Below are 25,901 nucleotides of genomic sequence, written 5' to 3' on the forward strand. Positions count from 1 at the left end.
CATGCTCAGTAGTCACAAATGAACGGACTTGGTTCCTTGAAGACTTGATAGCTTTCGCCACCAATTGCAATCCTTGTCACCGCACAGTACCAGTTTGGTCTATGGCACAACAAATCAGTCATGTTGTGTCTAACATCTATAGCGTATTGCTAAATTTGGCTTAATCCCAGAAAAATAACACCAGCGTTGTATTAACGGTTACTTTCTTGCCAACAAGAGACATCCTATCCCTTAAAGTTATACATTATAGATATCCATCAATAAATTGTAGTGCTCCTTAGAACGCAAACGGTTTGTATCTCAAAAAAACATTTTAGGCCTAATACAAGCTCTAAGTCACAACTCAGAATCACTAAGCCTAAAAACAAAAAAGCCCCGCAGCAATCTCTTGCTACGGGGCGATATTATAATGGCGTCTATATATCGATTTCTAACTAATTAGAAAGACAGGAAGAAGCCAGCAATTGTTGCTGCCATCAAGTTAGATAGAGTACCCGCTACAACCGCTTTAACACCCATACGTGCGATGTCGTGACGACGGTTTGGAGCAATACCACCTAGACCACCTAGAAGAATCGCAATTGAAGAAAGGTTTGCGAAACCACACAGTGCGAATGCGATGATAGCTTGAGTCTTCTCAGACATCACTTGACCCGTCGCTGCAACTACTTGAGCATTGTCACCAACGTATGGTACGAAGTTTAGGTATGCAACGAATTCGTTAACCACGGTCTTCTGACCAATGAAAGAACCCGCAATAGTTGCTTCTTCCCATGGAACACCAATGATGAATGCTAACGGTGCGAAGATCCAACCTAGAAGAAGTTCTAGAGTTAGGTTTTCCATACCGAACCAACCACCGATGCCACCTAGGATACCGTTAATAAGAGCGATTAGACCGATGAATGCTAGTAGCATTGCACCTACGTTAAGTGCTAGTTGTAGACCAACTGACGCACCGCCAGCAGCTGCATCGATAACGTTAGCAGGCTTGTCGTCGCCACCGTCGATGTCTGAACCTAGGTTCTCATCAACTTCCTCAGTTTCAGGCTTGATGATTTTAGCGAAGAGTAGACCACCCGGTGCAGCCATGAATGACGCTGCCACTAGGTACTCTAGAGGAACACCCATAGATGCGTAACCCGCTAGTACACCACCAGCAACTGAGGCTAAACCACCACACATTACTGCGAATAGTTCAGAGTTAGTCATTTTAGGAACAAATGGACGAACAACCAGAGGGGCTTCCGTTTGACCAACGAAAATGTTTGCTGCTGCAGACATTGACTCGGCGCGAGAAGTACCTAGCGCTTTCTGAAGACCACCACCAAGAATCTTAATAACAACTTGCATCGCACCAATGTAGTAAAGTACAGAGATAAGAGCAGAGAAGAAGATCAGTGTTGGTAGAACTTGGAATGCAAAGATAAAACCGATACCGTCAACAGAGAAGTTAACAAGACTACCAAATAGGAAGCCAGTACCATCTTTACCGTAGTCGATCACGTTTGCTACACCAGCAGAGAAACCTGCAAGTAGATCACGACCCCAAGGGATGTAAAGTACGAATGCACCAAGTGCGAATTGGATAGCGAAAGCGCCACCCACTGTTCTGATATTAATTGCTTTGCGGTTATCGGATAGTAGAACTGCGATTGCGATCAGTGCAACCATACCGACTAGGCTCATAAACAGGCTCATAGTTTATGACTTCCTTATTAGTTATTTATTGGCGTGTGACAAAAAGGGGCTATAAAGCGGGGGTAATTATACTCATGCGACCATGAATAAAGTAATGCCGCCTTCACACTTTCGTACAAGATTCATGTCGCATTCATGCGCAAATGTGAGATAAATCACATCACAAGTGCAATTTACGCAAACGATAAACAAAAACCTTCGAATTTATTCACATATACCGAATGCACGATGGCTATTATGCCAAATCTGCGTTACAACCGATTGCTTTGTCTCTTTTCTAATCAAAACAAGCTCATTTAATATCTTAGTTAAATACTTGGAATGATTACGTTTTCCCTGATTTCCATGGATAGGCATATCTGGAGCATCAGTTTCAATCACCAAGTATTCAAGGGGCAATTTCGCGATGGTTGTGCGTGTTTTTTGCGCTCTTGGATAAGTAATGGTTCCACCGACACCAATGTAGAAACCAAGCTTGATCCATACTAAAGCTTGCTGTTCACTCCCAGAAAAGCCGTGAATGACCCCCCCAAAAGTGAACTTATGCCGCTTTATTAGCTCAATGAGTCGGTTATAAGACTTCCTCTCATGGATGATCAAAGGCAGCTCAAACGCCTTGGCAAGCTCCATTTGTTGGATAAAAAAACGCTCTTGTTTCTCTCGTTCAACGTCCACAAAAAAGTCGAGTCCACACTCGCCAATCGCCACACACTGACGTGCTTTTGAAGCAAGCAATTGGCGAAGCTCTTCAAATTGCACCTCATCGGCTTGCTCTAAAAAGTAAGGATGAAAGCCTAACGCGTAGTAAACATTGGGATGAGATTGAGCGATGTTACCGAGTTTCTTCCAGTTACTTTGACCGATAGAAGGGATGAGTAATTTCTCAACTTGAGCCTGTTTGGCTTCATTGAGGTAACCATCAATACTTTGATCAGGTGTAAAACCTTGCTCAAACGCCTCAAAATCCGCATGGCAATGGGTATCAAACAGTGGAAAATCATTTGTCTGCGATGTCATCTTCTCCACCTTCTGGCTGTTCTCCTCGAGGATCACGACGATAAGCGACACAGCAGCGCTTATTTTCAGGCGTTAAACCAAGCTCTTCACACCACTTATCGTATCTTTTAATCCAAGCTCTTATCCAACCCAGCATACTTGCCCCCCCAGCCTTCAAACCTTAAATAAAACGCATTAAAAAACGCCTATTGCAGAACAATAGACGTTTTTGTTTCACTCGAATAGAGCGCGGAGAAATTAGTGCTCGCGCGTCGCTCGGAATTGAACGTCTGGGAAACGTTCAGCAGCTAAGTTCAAGTTCACCATGGTTGGTGCGATGTAAGACAAGTTATCACCACCATCTAGCGCGAGGTTAGATTGGTTCTTACGTTTGAACTCTTCAAGTTTCTTAGCGTCATCGCACTCAACCCAGCGAGCGGTTGCAACGCTAACGCCTTCGTAGATAGCTTCGACGTTGTATTCCGCTTTCAAGCGCGCTACAACCACGTCGAACTGAAGTACACCAACCGCACCAACGATCAGATCATTGTTCTGCATAGGACGGAATACTTGTACTGCGCCCTCTTCTGAAAGCTGAACCAAGCCTTTTAGAAGTTGCTTCTGCTTCAGTGGATCGCGCAGACGAATACGACGGAATAGCTCAGGTGCGAAGTTAGGAATACCAGCGAACTTAAGGCTCTCACCTTGAGTGAAGGTATCACCAATCTGGATAGTACCGTGGTTATGTAGGCCGATAATATCACCCGCGTATGCTTTTTCAGCGCGTGCACGGTCTCCCGCCATGAACGTTACCGCATCAGAGATACTGACACTCTTACCCGTACGAACATGGTTCATCTTCATACCTTGGTTGTAAGTCCCCGAAACGATACGCATGAATGCGATACGGTCACGGTGTTTAGGGTCCATGTTTGCTTGGATCTTAAACACGAAACCAGAGAACTTCTCTTCTGTTGCTTCAACATCACGCTCGTTCGCTTGACGCGTTTGAGGAGCTGGAGCCCATTTCGTTAGACCATCAAGCATGTGGTCAACACCAAAGTTACCTAATGCAGTACCGAAGTAAACCGGCGTTAGTTCACCAGCAAGGAACAGTTCGCGGTCAAACTCAGGGCATGCGCCAATAACAAGCTCTAGCTCTTCACGTACGCTGCTCGCCAGATCTTCACCGACCGCTTCATCGAGCTCAGGGTTATCGAGACCTTTGATGATACGAACTTCTTGAATCTCATGGCCGTGGCCAGATTCATACAAGATCGTTTCATCACGGTGAATGTGGTAAACACCTTTAAACTCTTTACCACAACCAATTGGCCATGAGATCGGCGCACAAGCCATACCCAGCTCACTCTCGACTTCATCAAGCACTTCCATTGGGTCACGAACGTCACGGTCAAGTTTGTTCATAAACGTGACGATTGGCGTATCACGCAGACGCGTGACTTCCATCAGTTTACGAGTACGATCCTCGACACCTTTCGCAGCATCGATAACCATCAAACAAGAGTCAACCGCTGTTAGTGTACGGTACGTATCTTCCGAGAAATCTTCGTGTCCGGGAGTATCGAGTAGGTTTACTAGGCAATCATTGTATGGGAATTGCATTACCGACGTAGTTACCGAGATACCACGCTCTTTTTCCATCTCCATCCAGTCAGACTTAGCGTGCTGGTTGGAGCCACGGCCTTTTACGGTACCCGCTTTTTGAATCGCGTTTCCGAATAAAAGAACTTTTTCAGTAATCGTGGTTTTACCCGCATCCGGGTGAGAGATAATCGCAAACGTTCTACGTTTGCTCACTTCTTGTTGGAAAGACATAGTCGTCCTTTGCTGATCTAAAGCGTAAAAAGGGCAAGTAGATAATACTTGCCCTTGAATTCTGTGTGCGGATTATACAGAAAGCAAGCCACTTTCTAAAGGGTCAGTTTACACCCTATTTTATCGCTGATTCTCTGCTTAGCTAAAAGCCACAGCATGACTAGCTAAAAGACATAAAAAGATAACTCATAATGATAGCATCTTCATTGCCTTGCTTGGTTGGGTAATAGTTACGACGACGGTCGACTTCATTAAAGCCAGCCTTCTCATAAAGATTGAACGCATTCACATTACTTTCGCGAACTTCCAGCCAAGCACTTTCGGCGCCAGCTTGTTCACACATATCAAGAAAGTGCTCAACCAAAGCTTTACCGTAGCCTTTGCCTTGTTGGTTCGGATCAACCGCTATCGTCAGCAAAGTCACTTCACCAACAATATTCTGAGCATAGAAATAACCGACAACTTCTCCATCCACTATTAAAACACGATGGCAACCTCCACGGCTATTCAGTTCACGGATCATACTTTCAGACCAAGGATGAGAGTGCGCCGCTTGCTCAATGTTCCAAATGGCGTCGAGATGTTGTTGTGAAGTCGGTAAGAATTGATTAGTCATAAGCACAAATTTGTTGCCATAAGTCGCGACGATGTTGGTTATTACCGTTAATGTCAGACAGTAATGGCGATTGAAGTGTTTTTAGCTTCAGCTCTTGGGTCGACTCGCAACCGGCAAACCACACCCACTCAACCGAGCTTAAATCGACAGTAGACAAGTGCTGTGGTTGGAGGTGCAAAGCCTGAGATAAGTCGAGCTTGATACTTTTAAGTACGCGTTCAAACATCACGGCGAGATCTTCCTGAGGTTTTTCAGGCGAAACCAACAGTAATTTGCAGTCACTCGATAGCGGAATCAATTCAGATTCATACCCCGCTAAACGCTCTGGGTGACTTAGCTCCCATTGGCTAATGCCCATCTCTTGTAGGTATTGCGCGTGTGTTTGTGACATATCTTACGGTAGTAACCTTAGGTTTATTCGAGCTTAAGTTTATTCGAGCCGAAGTTTATTCGCGTCGACGCTTATTGAAACCGGGGGCTTGGTCGATTTCATTGTCTCAAAACGGTGTCTCTTAAAAGAGACTGTATTAGCACTGGGCTGATACTAACAAAAAATAAAGGAGCATCAAGCTCCTTTATTTAGACAAAATCAGCTTATCTCTTATTGCGTGATGAATCTGCTTATAAGTCGTTAAATTCGGGGCTGTAGGCAATCTCACCAGAATGCCCCGTAAACGCACCGTCTACCAACTCAATCGCTTGAAAAGCACCTTCTGGCACATCCCAAACACAACTCAGACCAAACTCACTCGCAGCCTTGAAACCAAAGCGACGGTAATAAGCAGGATCACCTAACACAACACAAGCTGGATAGCCAAAATCAACTAAGGTAGAAAAAGCGTCTTCAACTAAAGAGGTCGCCACACCTTGATTACGAAACGCTTCTTTTACAGCAAGAGGCGCAAGGCCTTGCCAGTTATTATCTTCACCGTGAAGGGTTATAGGGCTAAACATCAGGTGACCCACTACCTCGCCTTCATCAGAGCAAGCCACCAACGATAACGTTAAATGACTATTCTCACGTAAGCTCATCACCAAATTAGCTTCGGCATCCGTTTCAAAAACAGATTTTAATAAACGATCAATGACAAGTATATCTGCTGGTGCTTCAGTTCGAATAAGCATTCATTACCTCACTTTGTGTGTCTGGGGATTGTACTCCCTTCTGCACAAAATCAGCTAATTGATTTAACAAAGTTTTCATAGGCTTTGGCAATAAATCCAAATCGACGCTATCCATCAAGTTTTTAACCTCTAATCCGAGCTCGGTATCGCCCTCAATAGAAAGTCGACGTTGAAAGAACATCGTATCAGGATCCTCTTTACGTCCTGCAATAAGCACAAGGTCATTAAGATTACCACTAAAGCTTACATCCTCAACAACCTCTTTATCAGCGACAACCAGTTGCTCATTTTTATAGCTAATACACCAACTCAAGCTCATATCTTTTATTGAGACTTTCAACCACTTGCCTTCTAAAAACTCAAAATCACCATCTTCTAAAGCCTCTTTAAAAACATTATTCAATGCTTCTAACAAGGCTTTTTTTTGTACTTTTTTAGGCAATAATTGGACTGGAGATCGCAAAATTGATGCGGCATTTTGAACTAGTTGAGTGCGAATCTTGTTTATCACGTGACTTATCCGTAACTTTGTCAATAATATAGAAGGCATCATAAATGATGTTAAGAACTCCGTTACTGTTGTGTGTCAAATTTGCACCTCTTTGATACCCGGCCTTGGATACCCTAAAATCGCCGTTATAGTAACTGAGTGAACAAAAAACACAGCGTACAGCTGCACTCACAAGGTAAATAATGATTACACTAAAACCTAATCAGCATTTAACATTTGTGAATATTTACGTTATTGGAGAATTGGTAGTACTTTGATGCCTCCCCAGCAATTACAACATTGGTTTACTCAGTTAACTGCAAACAGCCCGTTCTTTTTTGCAGTTCTTGATGCTCAACACAATTACTTGATGGTGAATGAGCGTTACTGTGACATTGCTGGTTTGAGCAAAACTGAACTTGTCGGCATGAATGATCGCCAAACATTAGGTGAGCAATTCTACCAACACCTCAAACCTTATTACGAACGTGCGTTCAATGGTGAAACGATTGAAGCCGAAGTGACACTCAACGAGACGAACCTCGATACCAGCCTTCATTTCAGTCTTTCTCCACTGATGAATGACTCCCAAACGGACTACATTGTTTTTCATGCCTTCGACACATCAGAAAACCAAGTACTAGTTCGTTCTTTAGAAGAATCCGAAACGAAATTCCACAAACTATCCCACTTGCTCCCAGACGGTTTACTGTTAGTTGAAAGTGACTACATTATGTCATCCAACCCAGCGGCTGCACGTCTGCTTGGCTTTAACTCCACAACCGAGTTGATCGGCGAAGAGTTAGGGCGCTTATTTATCGACGAACAAACCAAAACAGTCTTCAACAATGACATCAGTTCTATTATTTCGGAGTCTGGTTTAGTTTGCTTAACGGGTGCCCGATGCGGCTTTGAACGTAAGGTTCAACTTAACATCGACTCCACTGTCGTCTTAGGGAGCAACACCCAACTGGTTCTGATCCAAGATGCACAAGACACCGCAAAGCAGTATTCATCCGCAAACTGTGAAGATGTCTACATTGACGCGCTGACCAAACTCTATAACCGGGTAGGGTTTACCAAGCGCCTTGAGCAGTTTATCCATAATGACACACCTCTGGTCATGCTCTATTTAGACATTGATAACTTCAAGAATATCAATGACTCACTTGGTCATCACATCGGCGATAAAGTCATTAAGGAGGTCGCTTCACGCTTAAAACGCTTGTTGCCCCGCCAAGCGGTCGTAGGACATTTAGGCGGAGATGAATTTGGAATTATTATTCCAGACCCCGAACATCCACGAACACCTGAGATGCTCTCTGAAAAAATAATTGCTCTCATCAATCAACCCTTCGATCTTCACCACTTTAGTAAACGCTTAGCCTGCTCGATCGGCAGTGTGCTCTACCCACAAGATGGAGTAGACGCACGTATCTTGTTGCAAAATGCCGATACCGCAATGTATGAAGCTAAAGATCGGGGTCGCAACCGCCTGATTAAGTTCAACGAGCAGATGAACAAAGAAGCACGTATGCGTCTGTGGCTTGAAATCGAGTTACAAAAAGCGCTGCAACAGAATGGGCTCGAAGTTTGGTATCAGCCAAAGGTCAACGCGCGTGACTTCACTATCAACGGCGCTGAGGCTCTAGTACGTTGGAAGCACCCTGTTGAAGGCTATATCAGTCCAGCAGCATTCATCCCAGTAGCGGAGCGAGCGGGTCTTATCGAGCAGCTTGGTCGTGTCGTGATGCGTGAAGTCTTTACTACGGTTAAGCGCTGGAAGATGCAAGGTATCTTGCCCGGTAGAGTTGCGATTAACTTGTCTCCAGAACAATTTGGCAACCCAAAACTGATTGATTACGTAGAGAAGCTGGTACGCTCTACAGAGTTAGATCCCAGTGCGATTACATTTGAGTTAACAGAAAGTGCGGTCATGAGCGATAGTGAGCACACACTGCAAATGCTGAATGCAATTAAGAGACTTGGCTTCGCGTTATCCATCGACGATTTTGGAACCGGTTATTCATCACTCTCTTATCTGGCTCGTTTCCCAATTGATGAGCTCAAGATTGATCGTGCTTTTATTTCTGATATCGATACGCTACCAAAACAGATCACTGTCATTGAAAACATCATCAATCTAGGAAAATCTCTCGATTTAACCGTAGTGGCTGAAGGTGTCGAAACCAGTGAGCAAGCAACTCTATTGTCTAATCTCAACTGCAGTTCAATTCAAGGCTTCCATTTCTATCGTCCTCAGCCAAAACAAGATGTTGAAGAGTTGTTCGCCCAAAACCGTCGTCATAAGAACTGATTAGATGTTTCGCACACAGCCCCATTCTTCAATCAAAGCCGCACACAAACCAGCGCGAGTCAGTCGCTCAAGTGGAGTAAAAGCAGATTTATCCATCTAAACCTGCCTTACATCAATTCCGTCATTCATAATTCTTCATAAAATGCTCGCTTCAACTTAATACTACTGGTAGTGAGCAAATGGAACTCTTATGCCCAGCGGGTAACTTACCTGCTTTGAAAACCGCTATTGATTGCGGTGCGGATGCTGTCTATATCGGATTCAAAGACGATACCAATGCCAGACACTTTGCAGGCCTTAACTTTGCGGGTAAGAAGCTCGATCGTGCTGTGCAATATGTGCATGACCACAACAAGAAAATTCATGTCGCCCTCAATACATTTGCTCACCCAAATGGCTTCAACCGTTGGACTAATGCCGTAGACAACGCCGCCGCACTGGGTGTTGATGCGCTGATCATTGCAGACATCGCAGTGCTTGAGTACGCAGCAAATAAGTACCCAGATCTAGAACTACACCTATCAGTACAAGCATCTGCGACCAATGCAGCGGCTATCGACTTCTACCATAAAAACTTCAACGTTAAGCGTGTCGTACTGCCACGTGTGTTGTCGATTCATCAGGTCAAACAGCTTTCTCGTAATATCACTTCTGACGTTGACCTTGAAGTATTCGCTTTTGGTAGTTTATGCATCATGGCAGAAGGCCGTTGTTACCTCTCTTCATACATGACAGGTGAATCACCCAATACCGTTGGTGCTTGTTCTCCGGCGAAATACGTTCGCTGGCAAGAAACAGAAACCGGCTTAGAGTCTCGCTTGAACGAGATCCTTATCGATAAGTACGAAGCAGGTGAGAACGCAGGTTACCCAACGCTATGTAAAGGCCGCTTTGAAGCAGAGATCGATGGTGAGCGTAAGCGCTATCACGCACTTGAAGAGCCAACTAGCCTAAACACGCTATCCATGTTGCCAGAGCTTTTCGCGGCGAATGTGGCCTCGGTAAAAATTGAAGGCCGCCAACGCAGCCCTGCTTATGTTGAACAAGTCACTCGTACTTGGCGCGCAGCTATCGACCGCTACTTAGCGAACCCAGAACAATACCAAGTGGAACAAGCTTGGAATGCGACACTGGCCAATGTATCGGAAGGTACACAAACCACGCTTGGTGCTTACCACCGTAAATGGCAATAGCGCCAAATGGAGAACTCAATGAAATACGCATTAGGCCCGCTACTGTATTTTTGGCCAAAACAAGACGTTGAAAGCTTCTATGAGCAAGCGAAATCAAGCTCTGCCGATATCATCTACCTAGGTGAAGCGGTATGTTCAAAGCGTCGCGAAATGAAAGCGCAACACTGGATGGACATTGCCAAAGAGTTGTCTGCTTCAGGTAAGCAAGTCGTCCTCTCGACCATGGCATTGCTCGAAGCGCCAAGCGAAGTCAATATCATGAAGAAGTACATCGACAATGGTGACTTTGCGATCGAAGCCAATGATGTCTCTGCCATTCAACTCGCCAGCGAAAGCAAAGTACCTTTCGTCGTTGGCCCTGCGGTAAACACTTACAACGCACGCACGCTGAACCTGTTTTTGAAACAGGGTATGACGCGTTGGTGTATGCCCGTTGAGCTTTCTCGCGAATGGCTAAGCAACGTAATGACGCAGTGTGAAGAGCTGAACATCCGCAATAAATTCGAAGTTGAAGTGTTTAGCCACGGTTACCTGCCGCTGGCTTACTCGGCACGCTGCTTTACCGCTCGTGCTGAAAATAAAGCCAAAGACGATTGCGAAACCTGCTGTATCAAGTATCCAACCGGGCTACAAGTAGAAAGCCAAGAAGGCCAATCAGTCTTCAACCTTAATGGTATCCAGACGCAATCAGGCTACAGCTACAACCTAGTCAATGATTTACCGAACATGCACGATTTGGTTGATGTGGTTCGTTTGAGCCCACTCGGTATTGACACCTTCTCTGAAATCAATAACTTCAGAGCGAACGAGCAAGGTCAAAAACCGATGAAGATTGAAAGCCGTCAATGCAATGGCTACTGGCATCAACTTGCAGGTTTAGACGTTAAGAACATCTAGTTCCTCGTATTAGACTAACCAGCAACAGACACCAAAAAGGTCTAGCATTCGCTAGACCTTTTTAATTCGACTTAAGAAACACGACCTATACCGCTGCGGTCTCCATCGCTGAGGCATCGAGCTTCTTTAGGTCTTTGTAAAGCATCACCATCACGACCACACTGAGCGCGATGTTAGACAGTGGGTACGCAATCCAGATCCCCGGCACACCGTACAGCTTAGGCATAATGTACAAGAAAGGTAACTGGATAAGCATATTGCCTATCGTGACAAACATCGCCTTGCTGCCCTTATTCACCGCCTGATAGTAAGCACCCGCTACCACCAAGAAGCCATCAAGCGCCAAGGCAAACATGTGCAGTCGAATCCCCAACACGGTGTACTCAACCAACTGAGGTTCATCCGAGTTAAATACTGACACAAACTCACGAGGGAACGCGTTCAGAAGCAGTACAAACGCCACACCAATCAATACTGAACTCATCATCGCAATTTTAAGTAACTTACGAATATTCGCTTGATTACGCGCACCATGGTTATAGCTCACTAAAGGTTGCATACCGTTAGCGATACCTTCCGCCGTGAGATAATAAACTGTCACGATGTAGCCCAAAATCGCGTAAGCGCCGATCATCAACTGGTCGCCATATTGAGCAAACAAGGCATTGTGCAACGCCACCATCATTGAACCATAAGCGTACATAAAGAAGCTTGATGTACCAATGGCGAAGATTTGTGGAATCACATCCAGCTTCAATCTCAACTCATTCCAACGTAAACGTAGGTTTGCTCGACGTGAGAAGAAGTAAGCCAAGCCAAGGCCCGTTACCACAAACTGAGCAATCGCTGTTGCTAATGCCGCGCCCGTCAACTCCCAACCATAAAGAGCGATAAACAGGTAATCGAGTGCAATGTTAATCACTGCACCAACGATCATCAGTATCGTCGCTAAGTTCGGGCTGTCATCGTTACGCAGTAGAAACGGCATCGCGATCGAGCCAAGTGTGAAGACACTGGCACCAATTAAGATATGCAAGTATTGCAGGCCAAGTTCATACACCCGCCCTTCAGCACCCTGCCAAAGTAAAAATTGATCAGCAAACAAAAACAGTATGGCTGAAACAATCGGCGTTATCGCCAACAATAAGGTGAGGCCGGTAGCTAAGATCTGTTTAGCACCTTGAGTATCTTTTTCACCTTGGCGAATCGAGACAAGCGCACCCGTCCCTACCCCAACCAGCATACCAACACCAAGAATCGAACCAATCACAGGCCACGCCACATTAATGCCGGCAAGACCATCAGCCCCCACATAGCGACCAATGAAGATGCCATCCACCACTTGGTACAGTCCATTAACCAACATGGCCGCTACGGTAGGAATAGTGTATCGCCAAAATTGGCGACTAATTGAGTTACTCATCTCTTACTCTACTTTCATTTGTGAGCCACATATCAATGGGATATGACGCTAAAAATCAGTTAACAAGGCTAACTAAATATTTAAATTATTTACTTCAAAGCTTTATTTAATAATAGGTTTAACTGCTGAGATTCTTGCTCAGACAAGCGGCTTTCCAGAATTTGGGCCATCACCTGATAAATTTTGCTCTCTTCTTTCAAACCCACTTCAGCTTTCTGGGTTAAAATGACCAATTTAGAGCGCGCATCTTCCGGAGAGGGTTGACGTTCAACGAGTCCTTTTCTCTCTAGTCTTTGAACCATAGTGGTTGCGGAAGGTTTAGTTACCTGCATCTCAACCGCAAGGTCTGTGAGTCGAATAGGTTCTGGTGCAGCTTGAATGACCTTCAAATAATCGTATTCGTTGAAGCTCAATTGACAGATAGGATCTTCATTAACTTGAGTGCGCCATACCTTAGAGGCGAAGCGTTCAATCTTTTCTAAATTCTGGTTCAGCATACTTACCCAATCAAAGTATTGCATTTAGTTAGCAAGACTAACTATTCTAATGCTGTGTATTTAAAAAGCAATCGAAATGAAATCGGACATATAAAAAAAACCGCTGACAGGCAGCGGTTTCTTAAATTTCTAATCTGTCTTTTATTTCGCTTTAGCTTCTTCTTCAGCTTCTGCCTGTTTAGCGGCGGCTAATTTAGACTGCGCCAAATGTTCGGCTTTAAGCGTGCTAAAAATACGACTTAGCTCTAAGAAAGAATAACGATGCTCAACGTATTCATATACGTTAAACGACAACGCTAGCTTGTACAAAGAGATCGCATTTGCGTAGTCACCATTCATGTGGTGGCGCTTAGCAAGGTAGAAGTATGTCTCAGTAAGGCGTTGAGCAAGAAGCGTATTATCTCGCGTACCGGCTAGGATCGCTTTAAAGGCTTGCTCTTCAGTAATATCGTCAAGCATGATAGCCACTAACACCCATCCCCACTGCTCATCACGGTTCTCATAACGCGCTTGCAAATCAAGCTTGGCTTGCTCTGGCGTGAGTTCATGTTGGATGATGTAAAGCCAAAGGGCACGAAATGGATCACTCGGATCATCAGCGTAGTGCTTCATCATCTCTTCATTGGCTAAGTCATAACGCTCACCATAATAAAGCGCGATAGCACGGTTTCTTTCTGCATATGAGTTTGCAGGATCCAGCTCTAACGTAGAATCAAAAGATTCATAAGCGGTATCAAACTCCCCAGCCTGCGTAAAGTAAACACCCAAAAGATTAAAAATATCAGGTTGAGCAGGGTTCAATGAAAGAGATTGATTGTAGTCGAGACGGGCGAGATCACGTAGGCCAACACTGTCGTAGTAGTTGCCACGTTCAAACAGCATCTTAGCTCGAACTTCATCGTTCAAATCTGGACGCAGTAAGAGCTGACTAAGGCGTGCTATCTGAATTTCTTGTTGAACACTCGGTTGAAGCGGTACCGCCATTGGTGGATAAACCCAACGTGAGGTGTTATCTGATGTTGTCGCACAACCTGTTAGTACAAGCAGTAAACACATACTCACGGTTTGAAACCATTTCACAAATAATTACTCCTGTTATGACCGCAATAAAAAAGGGAGCGATATGCTCCCCTTTATAACATGCTTTGTTGCCGATAGGTTAGAAATCACTAAAAAGCGATATCACCATCGACACACTGAGAATTACTCAGCAGCAGGTGCTTCGCCTTCAGCTGGCGTTTCAACTGCTTCTTTCATGCTTAGACGTACACGGCCTTGACGGTCAATTTCAAGAACCTTAACAGGAACTTCTTGACCTTCAGTTAGGTAGTCAGACACTTTCTCAACGCGCTTGTCAGCGATTTGAGAGATGTGTACTAGACCATCTTTACCTGGAAGGATAGTAACGAATGCACCGAAGTCAGCTAGACGAGCAACTTTACCTTGGTAAATGCGGCCAACTTCAACTTCAGCTGTGATCTCTTCGATACGACGGATAGCTTCTTTAGCAGCTGCGCCTTCAGTAGCAGCAATCTTGATTGTGCCATCGTCTTCGATTTCGATTGTCGTACCCGTTTCTTCACAAAGAGCACGGATAACGGCGCCGCCTTTACCGATAACATCTTTGATCTTATCAGAGCTGATTTTCATTGTGTGGATACGTGGAGCGAATTCAGAGATATCTTCACGAGCACCAGAGATAGCTTCATCCATGACAGAAAGGATGTGCTTACGTGCACCTTGCGCTTGGTTAAGTGCAATTTGCATGATCTCTTTAGTGATACCTTCGATCTTGATGTCCATTTGAAGTGCAGTGATACCAGCGTTAGTACCTGCTACTTTAAAGTCCATGTCACCTAGGTGATCTTCGTCGCCAAGGATGTCAGAAAGAACAACGAAATCGTCGCCTTCTTTAACAAGACCCATTGCGATACCTGCAACAGAAGCTTTGATTGGAACACCAGCATCCATAAGCGCTAGAGATGTACCACATACAGAAGCCATTGAAGAAGAACCGTTAGATTCTGTGATTTCCGATACAACACGAACGGTGTATGGGAATTCTTCAACAGAAGGCATTACCGCTTGGATACCACGTTTAGCAAGCTTACCGTGACCAATTTCACGACGCTTTGGAGAACCAACGAAGCCCGTTTCACCTACACAGTATGGAGGGAAGTTGTAGTGTAGAAGGAAGTTGTCTTTCTTCTCACCCATTAGGCTGTCGATGATTTGAGCATCACGTTGTGTACCAAGCGTTGCAGTAACAAGTGCTTGAGTTTCACCACGAGTGAATAGAGAAGAACCGTGTGTACGTGGAAGAACACCAGTACGTACGTCGAGTGCACGAACCATGTCTTTTTCACGGCCATCAATACGTGGGTTACCAGCGATGATGCTGCGACGTACAACCGTTTTCTCTAGATCGTGGAAGATAGAATGAACTTCTTTTAGGTTCACATCTTCATTTTCAGATACTAATACTTCGTTAACTTCATCAGCGATTGCGTGAATGCGATCGTAACGAGTCATTTTTTCAGTAATTTGGTAAGCTTCAACTAATTTAGCTTCTGCTAGCTCAGCAATGCGAGAGTTAAGAGCCGTGTTCTCTTCTGGAGCAACCCAACCCCATGATGGCGTCGCCACTTCAGCAGCGAACTCATTGATTGCTTTGATCACAACTTGCTGTTGGTCGTGACCGTAAACAACAGCTGAAAGCATTTCTTCTTCAGATAGATTATCTGCTTCAGACTCAACCATGAGTACTGCGCCTTCTGTACCAGACACAACAAGGTCTAGTTTAGAGTTTTCAAGCTCAGTATTTGATGGGTTAAGAACAAGTTCGCCATCGATGTGACCAACACGAGCAGCACCGATAGGGCCATTAAATGGAACACCAGAGATAGCAAGTGCAGCAGACGTTGCGATCATAGTGATCATGTCTGGGTTTACGTCAGGGTTGATAGAAACAACCGTTGCAATTACCTGTACTTCATTTTTGAATGCATCAGGGAAAAGAGGACGGATTGGACGGTCAATCAGACGAGCTGTTAGTGTTTCTGCTTCAGAAGGACGGCCTTCACGCTTGAAGAAACCACCCGGGATTTTACCCGCAGCGTATGTACGCTCTTGGTAGTTAACTGTTAGAGGGAAGAAATCTTGACCGGCAACAGCTTCTTTCTTAGCAACAACAGAAACGAATACTGATGTATCGTCCATCGTTGCCATCACAGCAGCAGTAGCTTGACGTGCCATTACGCCCGTTTCTAGAGTAACGGTGTGGTTACCGTATTGGAACGATTTTACAACTGGTTTTTCAAACATTGTATATCCTTAGCTCTAAAGTCATGACTTTAGATTAAGTGAAGAGTGACTCAAGATATTACCAATCGCGACTAGTAAAAAGGGACTCGGGAATACGATTTCTTTGTATGAGTTCATACGCCGAGTTAAGACCAAATCCGCCTTTGAATAGTCGCGACCTATTGGCCGACATCTGTGACTGTAACGTCTTGAGAGGTTGATTGCCAAACGTTGAAACGCATTAGCCGGCGTAGTATAAACTATTTTTATTAAGAGAGGTATTTCCTAGCAGAAAAAGCCAGGTGATATTCTGAGTATCCTGTCAAACATTTCCTTACTGGCACAAAAAAAGGAGCATAAATGCTCCTTTTTCTTCAAACTGTCTTTACAGACATCGCGATTAGCGACGTAGGCCTAGACGCTTGATTAGGTCTTGGTAACGAGCAAGGTTTTTGCCTTTCAAGTAATCAAGAAGCTTACGACGGCTAGAAACCATACGTAGTAGACCACGACGGCTGTGGTGATCGTGTTTGTGCGCTTTGAAGTGACCTTGTAGGTGGTTGATAGAAGCAGTAAGTAGTGCTACTTGTACTTCTGGTGAACCTGTGTCGCCTTCAGATTGTGCGTATTCTGCAACGATTGCTGCTTTAGTTTCTGCATTCAGAGACATAATTCTCTCCTGATAAGAGTAAGTTTATATTTGTAGCAGCCAATCTCTGATTCAGCCGCTACGCGAGCCGAGGATTATAGGGAAGTTTACGAGTTGGTGCAATAACAATCGAACCCATTAAAAACGAAAAAAGCGAACCATTAAAATGAAGGGCTCGCTTTCTATATTATTGACTCGTCTTTCACGACTCAGCGCTAATATCAGACCTGATTAAAGCGCTACGCTTGTGACTCTTCATCTCTGAAAACAACCAAACGCTTCGGTGCAACTCGGCCATCTTCAGCAATCTGAGCGACGCCGACAAACAGTTTCTCTTCGCCACTGGTCATGCGAACCGTGCCTTCCGTTGGCGCACCCGCAACCTGAACGGGCATACCGTGCTGAACAAGGTCAGTCAGTTCCGCGTTCAAGTTTACTTCGGGTAAGTCTTCAACGGCAGTGTCCATAGGCATCAGCAGTGGATCAAGCAGCTCTTTCGGTGCAATTTCCTGAGCCTGTGCTTGCTCTAGAATCCCATTTAACTGCTCCAAAGTCACCATACGCTCATATGGGTATTTCGCGACACCAGTACGACGCAGCATGGTCACGTGAGCACCACAACCTAGCATTTCACCTAGGTCGTCGGTAATTGTTCGGATGTAAGTACCTTTCGAACAGTGCACCTCCATTTCAACTTCATCACCTTCAAAGCGAAGCAGTTCAATAGAGTAAACCGTGATCTTACGAGACTCACGAGGAACCTCGATACCGGCACGCGCGTATTCATACAAAGGTTTACCTTGATATTTCAATGCCGAGAACATTGATGGGATCTGATCGGTTTCACCCTTGAAGCTTGCAATACAGCGCTCAAGCTGTTCTTGAGTCACGTTAACATCACGAGTCTCGACCACTTCACCATCAGAGTCAGAGGTATTGGTACGCTCACCAAGCTTAGCGATAACAACGTAGCGCTTATCAGAATCGAGAAGAAACTGAGAGAACTTCGTTGCTTCACCAAGACAAATTGGCAGCATGCCAGTCGCAAGAGGATCCAGAGCACCGGTGTGTCCTGCCTTCTCTGCAAAGTAAATACGCTTTACTTTTTGCAGTGCATCATTAGACGAAATGCCTGTCGGCTTATCTAATAGAATTACCCCATTGATAGGGCGACCTTTACGACGGCGAGCCATTACTCTTCGCCCTTAGACTGAGTTTCGTCAGCACGACCCGCTTCTTCTTGCTTGCGCTTGTCATCGTTCAGAACTTCACTCACTAGGTTAGACATACGCATGCCTTCTACGAGTGTGTTGTCGTAAGTAAAACGAACTTCAGGCGTTAAACGGTGACGAATACGCTTACCAAGCGCCATACGTACTGGCACTTCATGCTCCTTAAGAGCGGCAAGGCAAGATTCAGGGGTTTGCTCACCGATACATAGGAAAGTCACGAACACCTTTGCGTATGCAAGGTCACGAGACACTTCTACATCTGAGATAGTTACCATACCGATACGTGAGTCACGAACTTCACGTTGTAGGATAAGAGCAAGCTCTTTTTGAAGCTGCTGAGACACACGTTGTGTGCGGCTAAATTCTTTTGACATTTCTTTTCTCACTTAGAAAGATGGGGGGCTTGGTAATTACCAGCCCCCCATGGTGTATTCAACAACCGATTACTTATTACCTTTACTCGTAATGTTAGTAACCTTAGTCAATATGTCGAGTCGTACAGACTGATTAGTCTAGAGTACGTTTAACCTCAACAATTTCGAATACTTCGATCTGGTCACCAACGCGAACGTCGTTGTAGTTCTTAACGCCGACACCACACTCGTAACCATTTTTAACTTCTTGAACGTCATCTTTAAAGCGACGAAGTGACTCTAGTTCACCTTCGTAGATAACAACGTTGTCACGAAGTACACGGATTGGGTTGCTACGCTTAATCGTACCTTCAGTCACGATACAACCAGCGATTGCACCAAGTTTAGGCGACTTAAATACGTCACGAACTTGGGCAAGACCAATAATCTCTTGACGGAATTCAGGAGCAAGCATGCCGCCCATCGCCTGTTTCACTTCATCGATCAGTTGGTAAATGATTGAGTAGTAACGTAGATCTAGGTTTTCGTTCTGAACCGTGTTACGCGCAGTTGCGTCAGCACGAACGTTGAAACCAAGGATGATAGCATTAGAAGCGGCTGCAAGTGTTGCATCAGTTTCAGTAATACCACCAACACCAGAACCTACGATGTTCACTTTAACTTCATCCGTTGACAGTTTCAGTAGAGAGTCAGCAATCGCTTCTACAGAACCTTGAACGTCTGCTTTAAGTACAACGTTAAGCTCAGCGACTTCGCCAGCCGTCATGTTGGCGAACATGTTCTCTAGTTTCGCTTTTTGTTGGCGAGCGAGTTTAACATCACGGAATTTACCTTGACGATAGTTCGCAACTTCACGTGCTTTACGCTCATCACGTACAACCGTCGCTTCGTCACCTGATGCAGGTACGCCAGAAAGACCTAGAATTTCTACAGGAATAGATGGACCTGCAGTTTCGATGTCTTTACCATTTTCATCGCGCATTGCACGAACACGGCCATACTCTTGACCACAAAGAACGATGTCGCCTTTGTTTAGAGTACCAGACTGAACAAGAACAGTAGCAACAGGGCCACGGCCTCTGTCTAGGCGAGACTCAACAACAACGCCTGATGCCATACCATCTTTAACCGCAGTCAATTCTAGTACTTCAGACTGAAGAAGGATCGCTTCAAGAAGACCTTCAATGTTTGTACCCTGTTTTGCAGAGATGTGAACGAAGATGTTCTCGCCGCCCCACTCTTCAGGAATAACATCGTATTGAGCAAGCTCATTCTTAACGTTATCTGGATTAGCGCCTTCTTTATCGATTTTGTTTACAGCAACAATCAGAGGAACGCCAGCCGCTTTTGCGTGCTGGATAGCTTCGATTGTTTGCGGCATAACACCATCATCAGCAGCAACAACAAGAACAACGATATCTGTCGCTTGAGCACCACGAGCACGCATAGCAGTAAACGCTGCGTGTCCTGGAGTATCAAGGAACGTGATCATGCCGTTATCCGTTTCAACGTGATATGCACCGATGTGTTGTGTGATACCACCAGCTTCCGCATCTGCAACGTGTGCACGACGGATGTAATCCAGTGTAGAAGTTTTACCGTGGTCAACGTGACCCATGATAGTAACAACAGGGGCGCGACCTTCAGCGACAGCATCGTTGTCACGGTCAGCCAGTACCGCTTCTTCAAGTTCGTTTTCTTTGCGTAGGATTACCTTGTGACCCATCTCCTCTGCAACAAGTTGCGCAGTTTCTTGGTCGATCACTTGGTTGATAGTCGCCATAGCGCCCATCTTCATCATAACTTTGATAACTTCCGTTGCTTTAACTGACATTTTGCTAGCCAGTTCAGAAACCACGATTGTTTCGCCGATAGCAACGTCTGATTTAGCAACCGTTGCTGACTTGTCAAAACCTTGCTGCATTGACGTTGGTTTAGCAAGCTTACCTTTAGCGCCACGACCACGTTGGTTACGACCACCACGGGTATTGTTAGGTTGAGCCGCTGGAGCCGCTTTCTTCTTACGACGACGAGGTGCTTTTTCTTCTTTCTGGTCAGCAGCATCTTCCGCTTCACGAGCATAAGTAGAAGTCGTCACATGGTAATCCGCAGATTTCTCTTGTTCTTTCTTCTTCTTCTCTTCTTCAGACCAGCGCTCTTGATTCTCTTCTGCTAACTTACGAGCTTCTTCAACTAGCTTCGCCGCTTCTGCTTCAGCTTTACGCTGTGCTTCTTGCTCTTGACGAGCTTTTAGTTCATCCGCTTCTTTTTTCGCTTGTGCGTTAACGTCTGCATTTTTTGAATTCATGTCTTTTTTAGCCTTTTCAGCTTGTGCGCGTTGAGCTTTTTCTTCAGCATCACGTTTTGCATCCGCTTCACGTTTTGCTTTTTCTTCAGCTTCGCGCTGTGCTTTCTCTGCAGCATCACGTTTCGCTTGCTCTTGAGCTTCGCGTTGTGCTTTCTCTTCCGCTTCACGTTTCGCTAGTTCCTCAGCTTCACGTTTCGCTTCATCTTCAATAGTGCTGCGCTTCACATAAGTACGCTTTTTGCGTACCTCTACTTGAACATCCTTACTCTTACCGCCTCCAGCAGCAACACTTAGCGTGCTGCGGGTCTTGCGTTGAAGAGTTAAACGAGTCGGCTCTGATTCACCAGAAGTGTCGCCATGCTCCTTTTTAAGGTGCGTTAGCAATGATTGTTTCTCTGAATCACTAACTTGATCCGAACCTGTTTTCTTCATGCCTGCATCAGCAAGTTGTTCAATTAAGCGGTCAACTGGCGTACCAATCTCTTCACTCAGTGCTTTAACTGTTAATTGTGTCATACCGCTCTCTCCTTGCTGAGTTATTCTTCGTCGCCGAACCAACAGATGTTACGTGCAGCCATAATTAGCTCACCCGCACGCTCTGCAGTTAGATCTTCAATGCCTTCTAGTTCATCAACGCCTTGGTCAGCTAGGTCTTCCAATGTTGCCACGCCTTTTGCTGCTAGTTTGTAAGCCATTTCACGCTCTAGGCCTTCAAGTGCTAGCAAATCTTCAGCAGGCTCAACGCCGTCGAAAGTTTCTTCTTTCGCTAACGCTAAAGTCGTTAGTGCATCTTTTGCACGGCTACGCAACTCTTCAACGATACTTTCATCTAGACCATCGACTTCAAGTAGCTCGTTTACTGGTACATAAGCCACTTCTTCTAGCGTAGAGAAACCTTCTTCAACAAGCATTTGAGCAAAGTCTTCTTCGATGTCTAAGTGCTTCATGAAGTTTTCAATGGAAGCAACCGCTTCTTCTTGGTGCTTCTTCTGAAGATCTGCAACTGTCATTACGTTCAGTTCCCAACCAGTAAGTTGAGATGCTAGACGTACGTTTTGTCCACTGCGGCCGATCGCTTGAGCTAGATTATCCGCTTCTACAGCGATATCCATAGAGTGTGCATCTTCATCAACAATAATAGAAGCAACATCTGCTGGCGCCATTGCGTTGATTACGAATTGAGCCGGGTTATCGTCCCAAAGCACGATATCAATACGCTCACCGCCAAGATCATTAGAAACGGCTTGTACACGTGCACCACGCATACCGACACACGCACCAACAGGATCAATACGTTTATCGTTTGTTTTCACAGCGATTTTAGCACGAGAACCCGCGTCACGTGCAGCCGCTTTCAGTTCAATTAGCTCTTCACCAATTTCTGGCACTTCAACGCGGAATAGCTCAACTAGCATTTCTGGTTTAGAACGCGTAACGAAAAGCTGGAAACCTCGAGCTTCTGGTTTTACTGCGTATAACAGGCCTCGAACACGATCACCAGGACGGAAGTTTTCACGAGGCAGTTGATCATCACGAAGAATGACAGCTTCAGCGTTATTACCTAGGTCTAGAATAATTGTGTCACGGTTAACTTTCTTAACCGCACCCGTAACGAGTTCACCTTCGTTATCAATAAACTGTTCAACGATTTGAGCACGTTCAGCTTCACGTACTTTTTGTACGATAACTTGCTTAGCTGTTTGCGTCGTAATACGGTCAAACGTTACTGATTCGATGTCATCTTCGATGAAACCGCCAAGTTCGATCTCTGGGTTATCGTACTTTGCAGCTTCAATCGAGATTTCTTTTGTTGGGAATTCAACTTCCTCAACAGCTTCCCAACGACGGAAAGTTTCGAAATCACCCGTTTTACGGTCAATTTCTACGCGAACTTCAATTTCTAATTCGCTTTTCTTTTTTGTTGCCGTTGCAAGCGCGATTTCAAGCGCTTCAAAAATACGCTCACGAGGAACTGCTTTCTCATTAGAAACAGCTTCTACTACCGCCAAAATTTCTTTGTTCATTAATCTAGCCTCTTAAGCTCTTCTCTCTAGGAGAACTAAAATTTAGGGATCAGGTTAGCTTTCGCAATATTGCTCAAGACAAATTCTTCTTCTTGTCCTTCAACCAATACTGTTACTGTCTCGCCTTCAATAGATTGGATATCACCTGTCCATTTACGACGGTTGCCGACAGCCATTTTCAAAACGATGCTTACCTCGTGACCAATAAATTGTTGGTAATGCTCTGCTTTGAACAGTGGTCTCTCTAAACCTGGAGAAGACACTTCAAGGTTATAAGCCACTGAAATTGGATCTTCAACGTCCATTACGGCACTTACTTGGTGACTAACTTCAGCGCAATCATCTACATTAATACCGTTAGGCGAATCGATGTAAATACGTAGCGTTGAGTGCTCACCAGCACGAATAAATTCTAATCCAACTAACTCATAACCTGATGCAGCTACTGGAGCGTCAAGCATTTCAGTAAGTTGTCTTTCTAAACCAGTCATTTAACCACTCCAGAAACAAAAAAAGGGCTCAAAGCCCAATTTAAATTCCAAGCAAACATTATCTAAACGCATTTACAAATGCCTAGATAACAAAAAACCCCGTATAAGCCGGGGTTTTTGTTGCTGGACCCTTATATGTCAAGTGCCATCACATTCGATATCACACTCAACTCACAGTGAGGTTCACACTGTGCAAACTTGCAACCAAAACACGCTACATTATAGCGTCAAAATTGGTTGCGGGAGCCGGATTTGAACCGACGACCTTCGGGTTATGAGCCCGACGAGCTACCAAACTGCTCCATCCCGCGTCCGACTTGTGAGCATTATACGCTCAACAAGATGTTTTACAAGTTTGTAAACATGGTGCCGAGAGAGGGACTCGAACCCTCACACCCTAAAGCACTAGCACCTCATGCTAGCGTGTCTACCAATTTCACCACCTCGGCAAATAACCTTTACAGATTATTGTGGAATTTCATCGCCTTGCGATGGAACTTCACTCACTGCATCATCAGCTTTCTGAATAACCTGACCTTGTGTCGGGTTAATCCATTGTGACTCAGTCTTATGTGTAGACATATTACCAAGCACCAAGCTAAGGATAAAAAATGTAGTTGCAAAAACTGCAGTCATTCGGGTAAGAAAATTCCCTGAGCCACTAGCACCAAACACAGTGTTTGAAGCGCCAGCACCGAATGAGGCTCCCATATCTGCGCCTTTACCTTGTTGAATCAACACTAGGCCAATTACACCAAGCGCTGCCAACAGGTAAATCACAAGTAGAACTGTAAACATTTTTCCACCTATGTTCCTAATTGTTGAGCCAGCGCCGTTCAAAAAATCATTTTCAAGAACAAGGCTAGCGACCTCCTAACTGAAGGCCGAGCAATACTAGCGAATGAGAGGTTGCCTGACAAGGGGAATTTGCTAAAAAATAAGCCTTTACCAAGCGAGTGGTCAAAAAAAAGTCAAAAGCGACGTAAAACTCATTAATGTCCCTTTTGACCTTCATACCACTCAATCAATTTTAATCATAGGAGCTATTGTCGCTCCGACTCAATAAGAGGTTTAATTAGCAGTTTGCTTTTACCGCATCAGCGATCTTAAGTGCGGACATTTGAACAAGCTCTGCATCTTCGCCTTCAACCATGACACGTAGCAGTGGCTCGGTGCCTGATTTACGCAATAGTACACGGCCTTTATCACCCAGTTCCGCTTCTACTGCCATCACAGCCGTTTTCACCGCTTCGGCTTCTAATGGGTTTGAATCACCGCTGAAACGTACATTTTCCAAAACTTGCGGGTATAACGTCATGCCCTGAGACAACTCGTTTAGGGTCATTTCGCTATCAACAACAGAAGCTAATACTTGAAGTGCAGCAACGATAGCATCCCCCGTGGTCACTTTATCCAATAGAATAACGTGGCCAGAGTTCTCTGCACCGATCTTCCAGCCTTTAGCAAGAAGCTGTTCCATTACGTAACGGTCACCAACAGCAGCACGTACAAACGGAATGCCTAACTGCTTAAGGCCGTTTTCCATACCAAGGTTGGTCATGAGCGTACCAACAACGCCGCCTTTCAACTCACCACGGCGCAGTGCATCACGAGCAATGATGTAAGCAATTTGGTCACCATCCACCTTGTTGCCTAGCTCGTCAACCATGATGATACGGTCACCATCACCATCAAAGCCAAGGCCTAAGGCCGCTTTCTCTTCAACCACTTTTGCTTGCAGGGCACGCACATCCGTCGCACCTACTTCATGGTTGATATTAGTACCGTTTGGCTCAACACCAATCGCAATAACTTCAGCGCCCAGCTCTTTAAATACTGCTGGCGCAATGTGGTAAGTCGCACCATGAGCACAATCGACAACAATCTTCATTCCTGCAAGCGTCATCTGATTTGGGAATGTACTTTTACAGAATTCAATGTAACGACCCGCGGCATCGTTTAAACGTACCGCTTTACCGAGCTCGAATGAATCAACACATTCGATATCTTTATCCAGTTCTGCTTCGATTGCTAACTCGATATCGTCTGGCAACTTCGTCCCCTCAGAAGAGAAGAACTTGATACCGTTATCATAGTAAGGATTATGTGAAGCAGAGATAACAATCCCAGCCTCAGCGCGGAACGTTTGTGTCAGGTAGGCCACAGCAGGTGTCGGCATTGGGCCAGTAAACGTAGCTTGCAGCCCCGCAGCAGCAAGACCCGCCTCTAAAGCTGATTCCAACATATAACCAGAGATACGAGTGTCCTTACCAATGATCACTTTCTTGGTGCCCTGCTTCGCGAGAACACGCCCTGCAGCCCAACCAAGCTTGAGGACAAAATCCGGTGTAATTGGGTACTGACCAACCTTGCCACGCACACCATCTGTGCCGAAGTAACGTCTTTTATCAGACATTTTTATTTTC

General features: G+C 45.0%; 23 protein-coding genes and 2 tRNA genes. 3 read left to right on the forward strand and 22 right to left on the reverse strand.

Features of this window, described 5'->3' with window-relative positions:
- Window positions 1-438: 438 nt before the first annotated feature.
- The 8 genes from L4B77_RS01685 to ubiT form a co-directional block, all read right to left on the reverse strand.
- Window positions 439-1,701, reverse strand: coding sequence for a NupC/NupG family nucleoside CNT transporter (locus L4B77_RS01685; RefSeq protein WP_261837991.1), 1,263 nt, complete (start codon window positions 1,699-1,701; stop codon window positions 439-441).
- Window positions 1,702-1,905: 204 nt separating this feature from the next.
- A complete protein-coding gene (locus tag L4B77_RS01690; RefSeq protein WP_429748216.1) occupies window positions 1,906-2,718 on the reverse strand; it encodes a TatD family hydrolase in 813 nt (270 codons plus the stop codon).
- Window positions 2,699-2,854 carry a DUF5363 family protein gene (locus L4B77_RS01695; RefSeq protein ID WP_261837993.1) on the reverse strand — a complete coding sequence of 52 codons (156 nt, stop codon included), beginning with the start codon at window positions 2,852-2,854 and terminating at the stop codon, window positions 2,699-2,701. The genes L4B77_RS01690 and L4B77_RS01695 overlap by 20 nt, the downstream gene beginning before the upstream one ends.
- Before the next feature lie 101 nt (window positions 2,855-2,955).
- The gene (prfC, locus tag L4B77_RS01700) at window positions 2,956-4,536 is read right to left on the reverse strand and encodes a peptide chain release factor 3 (protein WP_261837994.1); all 1,581 of its coding nucleotides are present in this window, start codon (window positions 4,534-4,536) and stop codon (window positions 2,956-2,958) included.
- A 160-nt stretch (window positions 4,537-4,696) separates the two neighbouring features.
- Window positions 4,697-5,152 carry a ribosomal protein S18-alanine N-acetyltransferase gene (gene rimI / locus L4B77_RS01705; protein ID WP_261837995.1) on the reverse strand — a complete coding sequence of 152 codons (456 nt, stop codon included), beginning with the start codon at window positions 5,150-5,152 and terminating at the stop codon, window positions 4,697-4,699.
- Complete coding sequence (locus tag L4B77_RS01710; RefSeq protein ID WP_429748217.1) at window positions 5,145-5,543, reverse strand: DNA polymerase III subunit psi; 399 nt, start codon at window positions 5,541-5,543, stop codon at window positions 5,145-5,147. Before L4B77_RS01710 ends, rimI begins: the two co-directional genes overlap by 8 nt.
- A gap of 230 nt (window positions 5,544-5,773) precedes the next feature.
- Window positions 5,774-6,277 (reverse strand): GNAT family N-acetyltransferase, encoded by a 504-nt coding sequence (locus tag L4B77_RS01715; protein ID WP_261837997.1) that lies wholly within the window; start codon window positions 6,275-6,277, stop codon window positions 5,774-5,776.
- Window positions 6,261-6,788: a ubiquinone anaerobic biosynthesis accessory factor UbiT gene (gene ubiT, locus L4B77_RS01720; protein WP_261837998.1), complete on the reverse strand. Its 528-nt coding sequence runs from the start codon at window positions 6,786-6,788 to the stop codon at window positions 6,261-6,263. Before ubiT ends, L4B77_RS01715 begins: the two co-directional genes overlap by 17 nt.
- A 256-nt stretch (window positions 6,789-7,044) precedes the next feature.
- On the opposite strand from ubiT, the gene L4B77_RS01725 reads away from it, so the two are divergent.
- The 3 genes from L4B77_RS01725 (at window position 7,045) to L4B77_RS01735 (ending at window position 11,174) form a co-directional block, all read left to right on the forward strand.
- Complete coding sequence (locus tag L4B77_RS01725) at window positions 7,045-9,084, forward strand: sensor domain-containing protein (protein WP_429748218.1); 2,040 nt, start codon at window positions 7,045-7,047, stop codon at window positions 9,082-9,084.
- Window positions 9,085-9,263: 179 nt separating this feature from the next.
- On the forward strand, window positions 9,264-10,277 hold the full coding sequence (ubiU, locus tag L4B77_RS01730; RefSeq protein ID WP_261838000.1) for a ubiquinone anaerobic biosynthesis protein UbiU: 1,014 nt from the start codon (window positions 9,264-9,266) through the stop codon (window positions 10,275-10,277).
- Between the two features lie 18 nt (window positions 10,278-10,295).
- Window positions 10,296-11,174, forward strand: coding sequence for a U32 family peptidase (locus tag L4B77_RS01735; protein WP_429748219.1), 879 nt, complete (start codon window positions 10,296-10,298; stop codon window positions 11,172-11,174).
- 85 nt (window positions 11,175-11,259) lie between these two features.
- Here L4B77_RS01735 and L4B77_RS01740 read toward each other — a convergent pair whose 3' ends face one another.
- The 14 genes from L4B77_RS01740 to glmM all read right to left on the reverse strand — a co-directional run bounded on the left by L4B77_RS01740 (window position 11,260) and on the right by glmM (window position 25,891).
- On the reverse strand, window positions 11,260-12,597 hold the full coding sequence (locus tag L4B77_RS01740) for an MATE family efflux transporter (protein WP_372039516.1): 1,338 nt from the start codon (window positions 12,595-12,597) through the stop codon (window positions 11,260-11,262).
- A gap of 89 nt (window positions 12,598-12,686) precedes the next feature.
- On the reverse strand, window positions 12,687-13,094 hold the full coding sequence (locus L4B77_RS01745) for a MarR family winged helix-turn-helix transcriptional regulator (protein WP_261838003.1): 408 nt from the start codon (window positions 13,092-13,094) through the stop codon (window positions 12,687-12,689).
- A gap of 141 nt (window positions 13,095-13,235) precedes the next feature.
- Window positions 13,236-14,174: a lipoprotein NlpI gene (gene nlpI / locus L4B77_RS01750; protein ID WP_429748220.1), complete on the reverse strand. Its 939-nt coding sequence runs from the start codon at window positions 14,172-14,174 to the stop codon at window positions 13,236-13,238.
- A 123-nt stretch (window positions 14,175-14,297) separates the two neighbouring features.
- Entirely contained in the window at window positions 14,298-16,418 is a 2,121-nt protein-coding gene (pnp, locus tag L4B77_RS01755; protein ID WP_261838005.1) for a polyribonucleotide nucleotidyltransferase, read from the reverse strand.
- A 379-nt stretch (window positions 16,419-16,797) separates the two neighbouring features.
- Window positions 16,798-17,067 carry a 30S ribosomal protein S15 gene (gene rpsO / locus L4B77_RS01760; RefSeq protein WP_010436144.1) on the reverse strand — a complete coding sequence of 90 codons (270 nt, stop codon included), beginning with the start codon at window positions 17,065-17,067 and terminating at the stop codon, window positions 16,798-16,800.
- A 218-nt stretch (window positions 17,068-17,285) separates the two neighbouring features.
- Window positions 17,286-18,239, reverse strand: a complete 954-nt coding sequence (gene truB, locus L4B77_RS01765) for a tRNA pseudouridine(55) synthase TruB (RefSeq protein WP_429748221.1) — start codon at window positions 18,237-18,239, stop codon at window positions 17,286-17,288.
- A complete protein-coding gene (gene rbfA / locus L4B77_RS01770; protein WP_261838007.1) occupies window positions 18,239-18,652 on the reverse strand; it encodes a 30S ribosome-binding factor RbfA in 414 nt (137 codons plus the stop codon). Before rbfA ends, truB begins: the two co-directional genes overlap by 1 nt.
- 133 nt (window positions 18,653-18,785) lie before the next feature.
- A complete protein-coding gene (gene infB / locus L4B77_RS01775; RefSeq protein WP_429748222.1) occupies window positions 18,786-21,476 on the reverse strand; it encodes a translation initiation factor IF-2 in 2,691 nt (896 codons plus the stop codon).
- A gap of 20 nt (window positions 21,477-21,496) precedes the next feature.
- Entirely contained in the window at window positions 21,497-22,984 is a 1,488-nt protein-coding gene (nusA, locus tag L4B77_RS01780; protein WP_261838009.1) for a transcription termination factor NusA, read from the reverse strand.
- A 35-nt stretch (window positions 22,985-23,019) separates the two neighbouring features.
- The gene (gene rimP, locus L4B77_RS01785; protein WP_429748223.1) at window positions 23,020-23,475 is read right to left on the reverse strand and encodes a ribosome maturation factor RimP; all 456 of its coding nucleotides are present in this window, start codon (window positions 23,473-23,475) and stop codon (window positions 23,020-23,022) included.
- A 234-nt stretch (window positions 23,476-23,709) separates the two neighbouring features.
- Window positions 23,710-23,786: transfer RNA gene (locus L4B77_RS01790), tRNA-Met, on the reverse strand.
- A gap of 53 nt (window positions 23,787-23,839) precedes the next feature.
- Window positions 23,840-23,924: transfer RNA gene (locus L4B77_RS01795), tRNA-Leu, on the reverse strand.
- Between the two features lie 16 nt (window positions 23,925-23,940).
- On the reverse strand, window positions 23,941-24,273 hold the full coding sequence (gene secG / locus L4B77_RS01800; RefSeq protein WP_261838011.1) for a preprotein translocase subunit SecG: 333 nt from the start codon (window positions 24,271-24,273) through the stop codon (window positions 23,941-23,943).
- A 277-nt stretch (window positions 24,274-24,550) separates the two neighbouring features.
- Window positions 24,551-25,891, reverse strand: coding sequence for a phosphoglucosamine mutase (gene glmM / locus L4B77_RS01805; protein WP_429748224.1), 1,341 nt, complete (start codon window positions 25,889-25,891; stop codon window positions 24,551-24,553).
- Between the last annotated feature and the right edge of the window lie 10 nt (window positions 25,892-25,901).

Origin of the sequence: Vibrio minamisatsumaniensis (assembly GCF_050337445.1) — a bacterium.
GTDB classification, from domain to species: domain Bacteria; phylum Pseudomonadota; class Gammaproteobacteria; order Enterobacterales; family Vibrionaceae; genus Vibrio; species Vibrio artabrorum.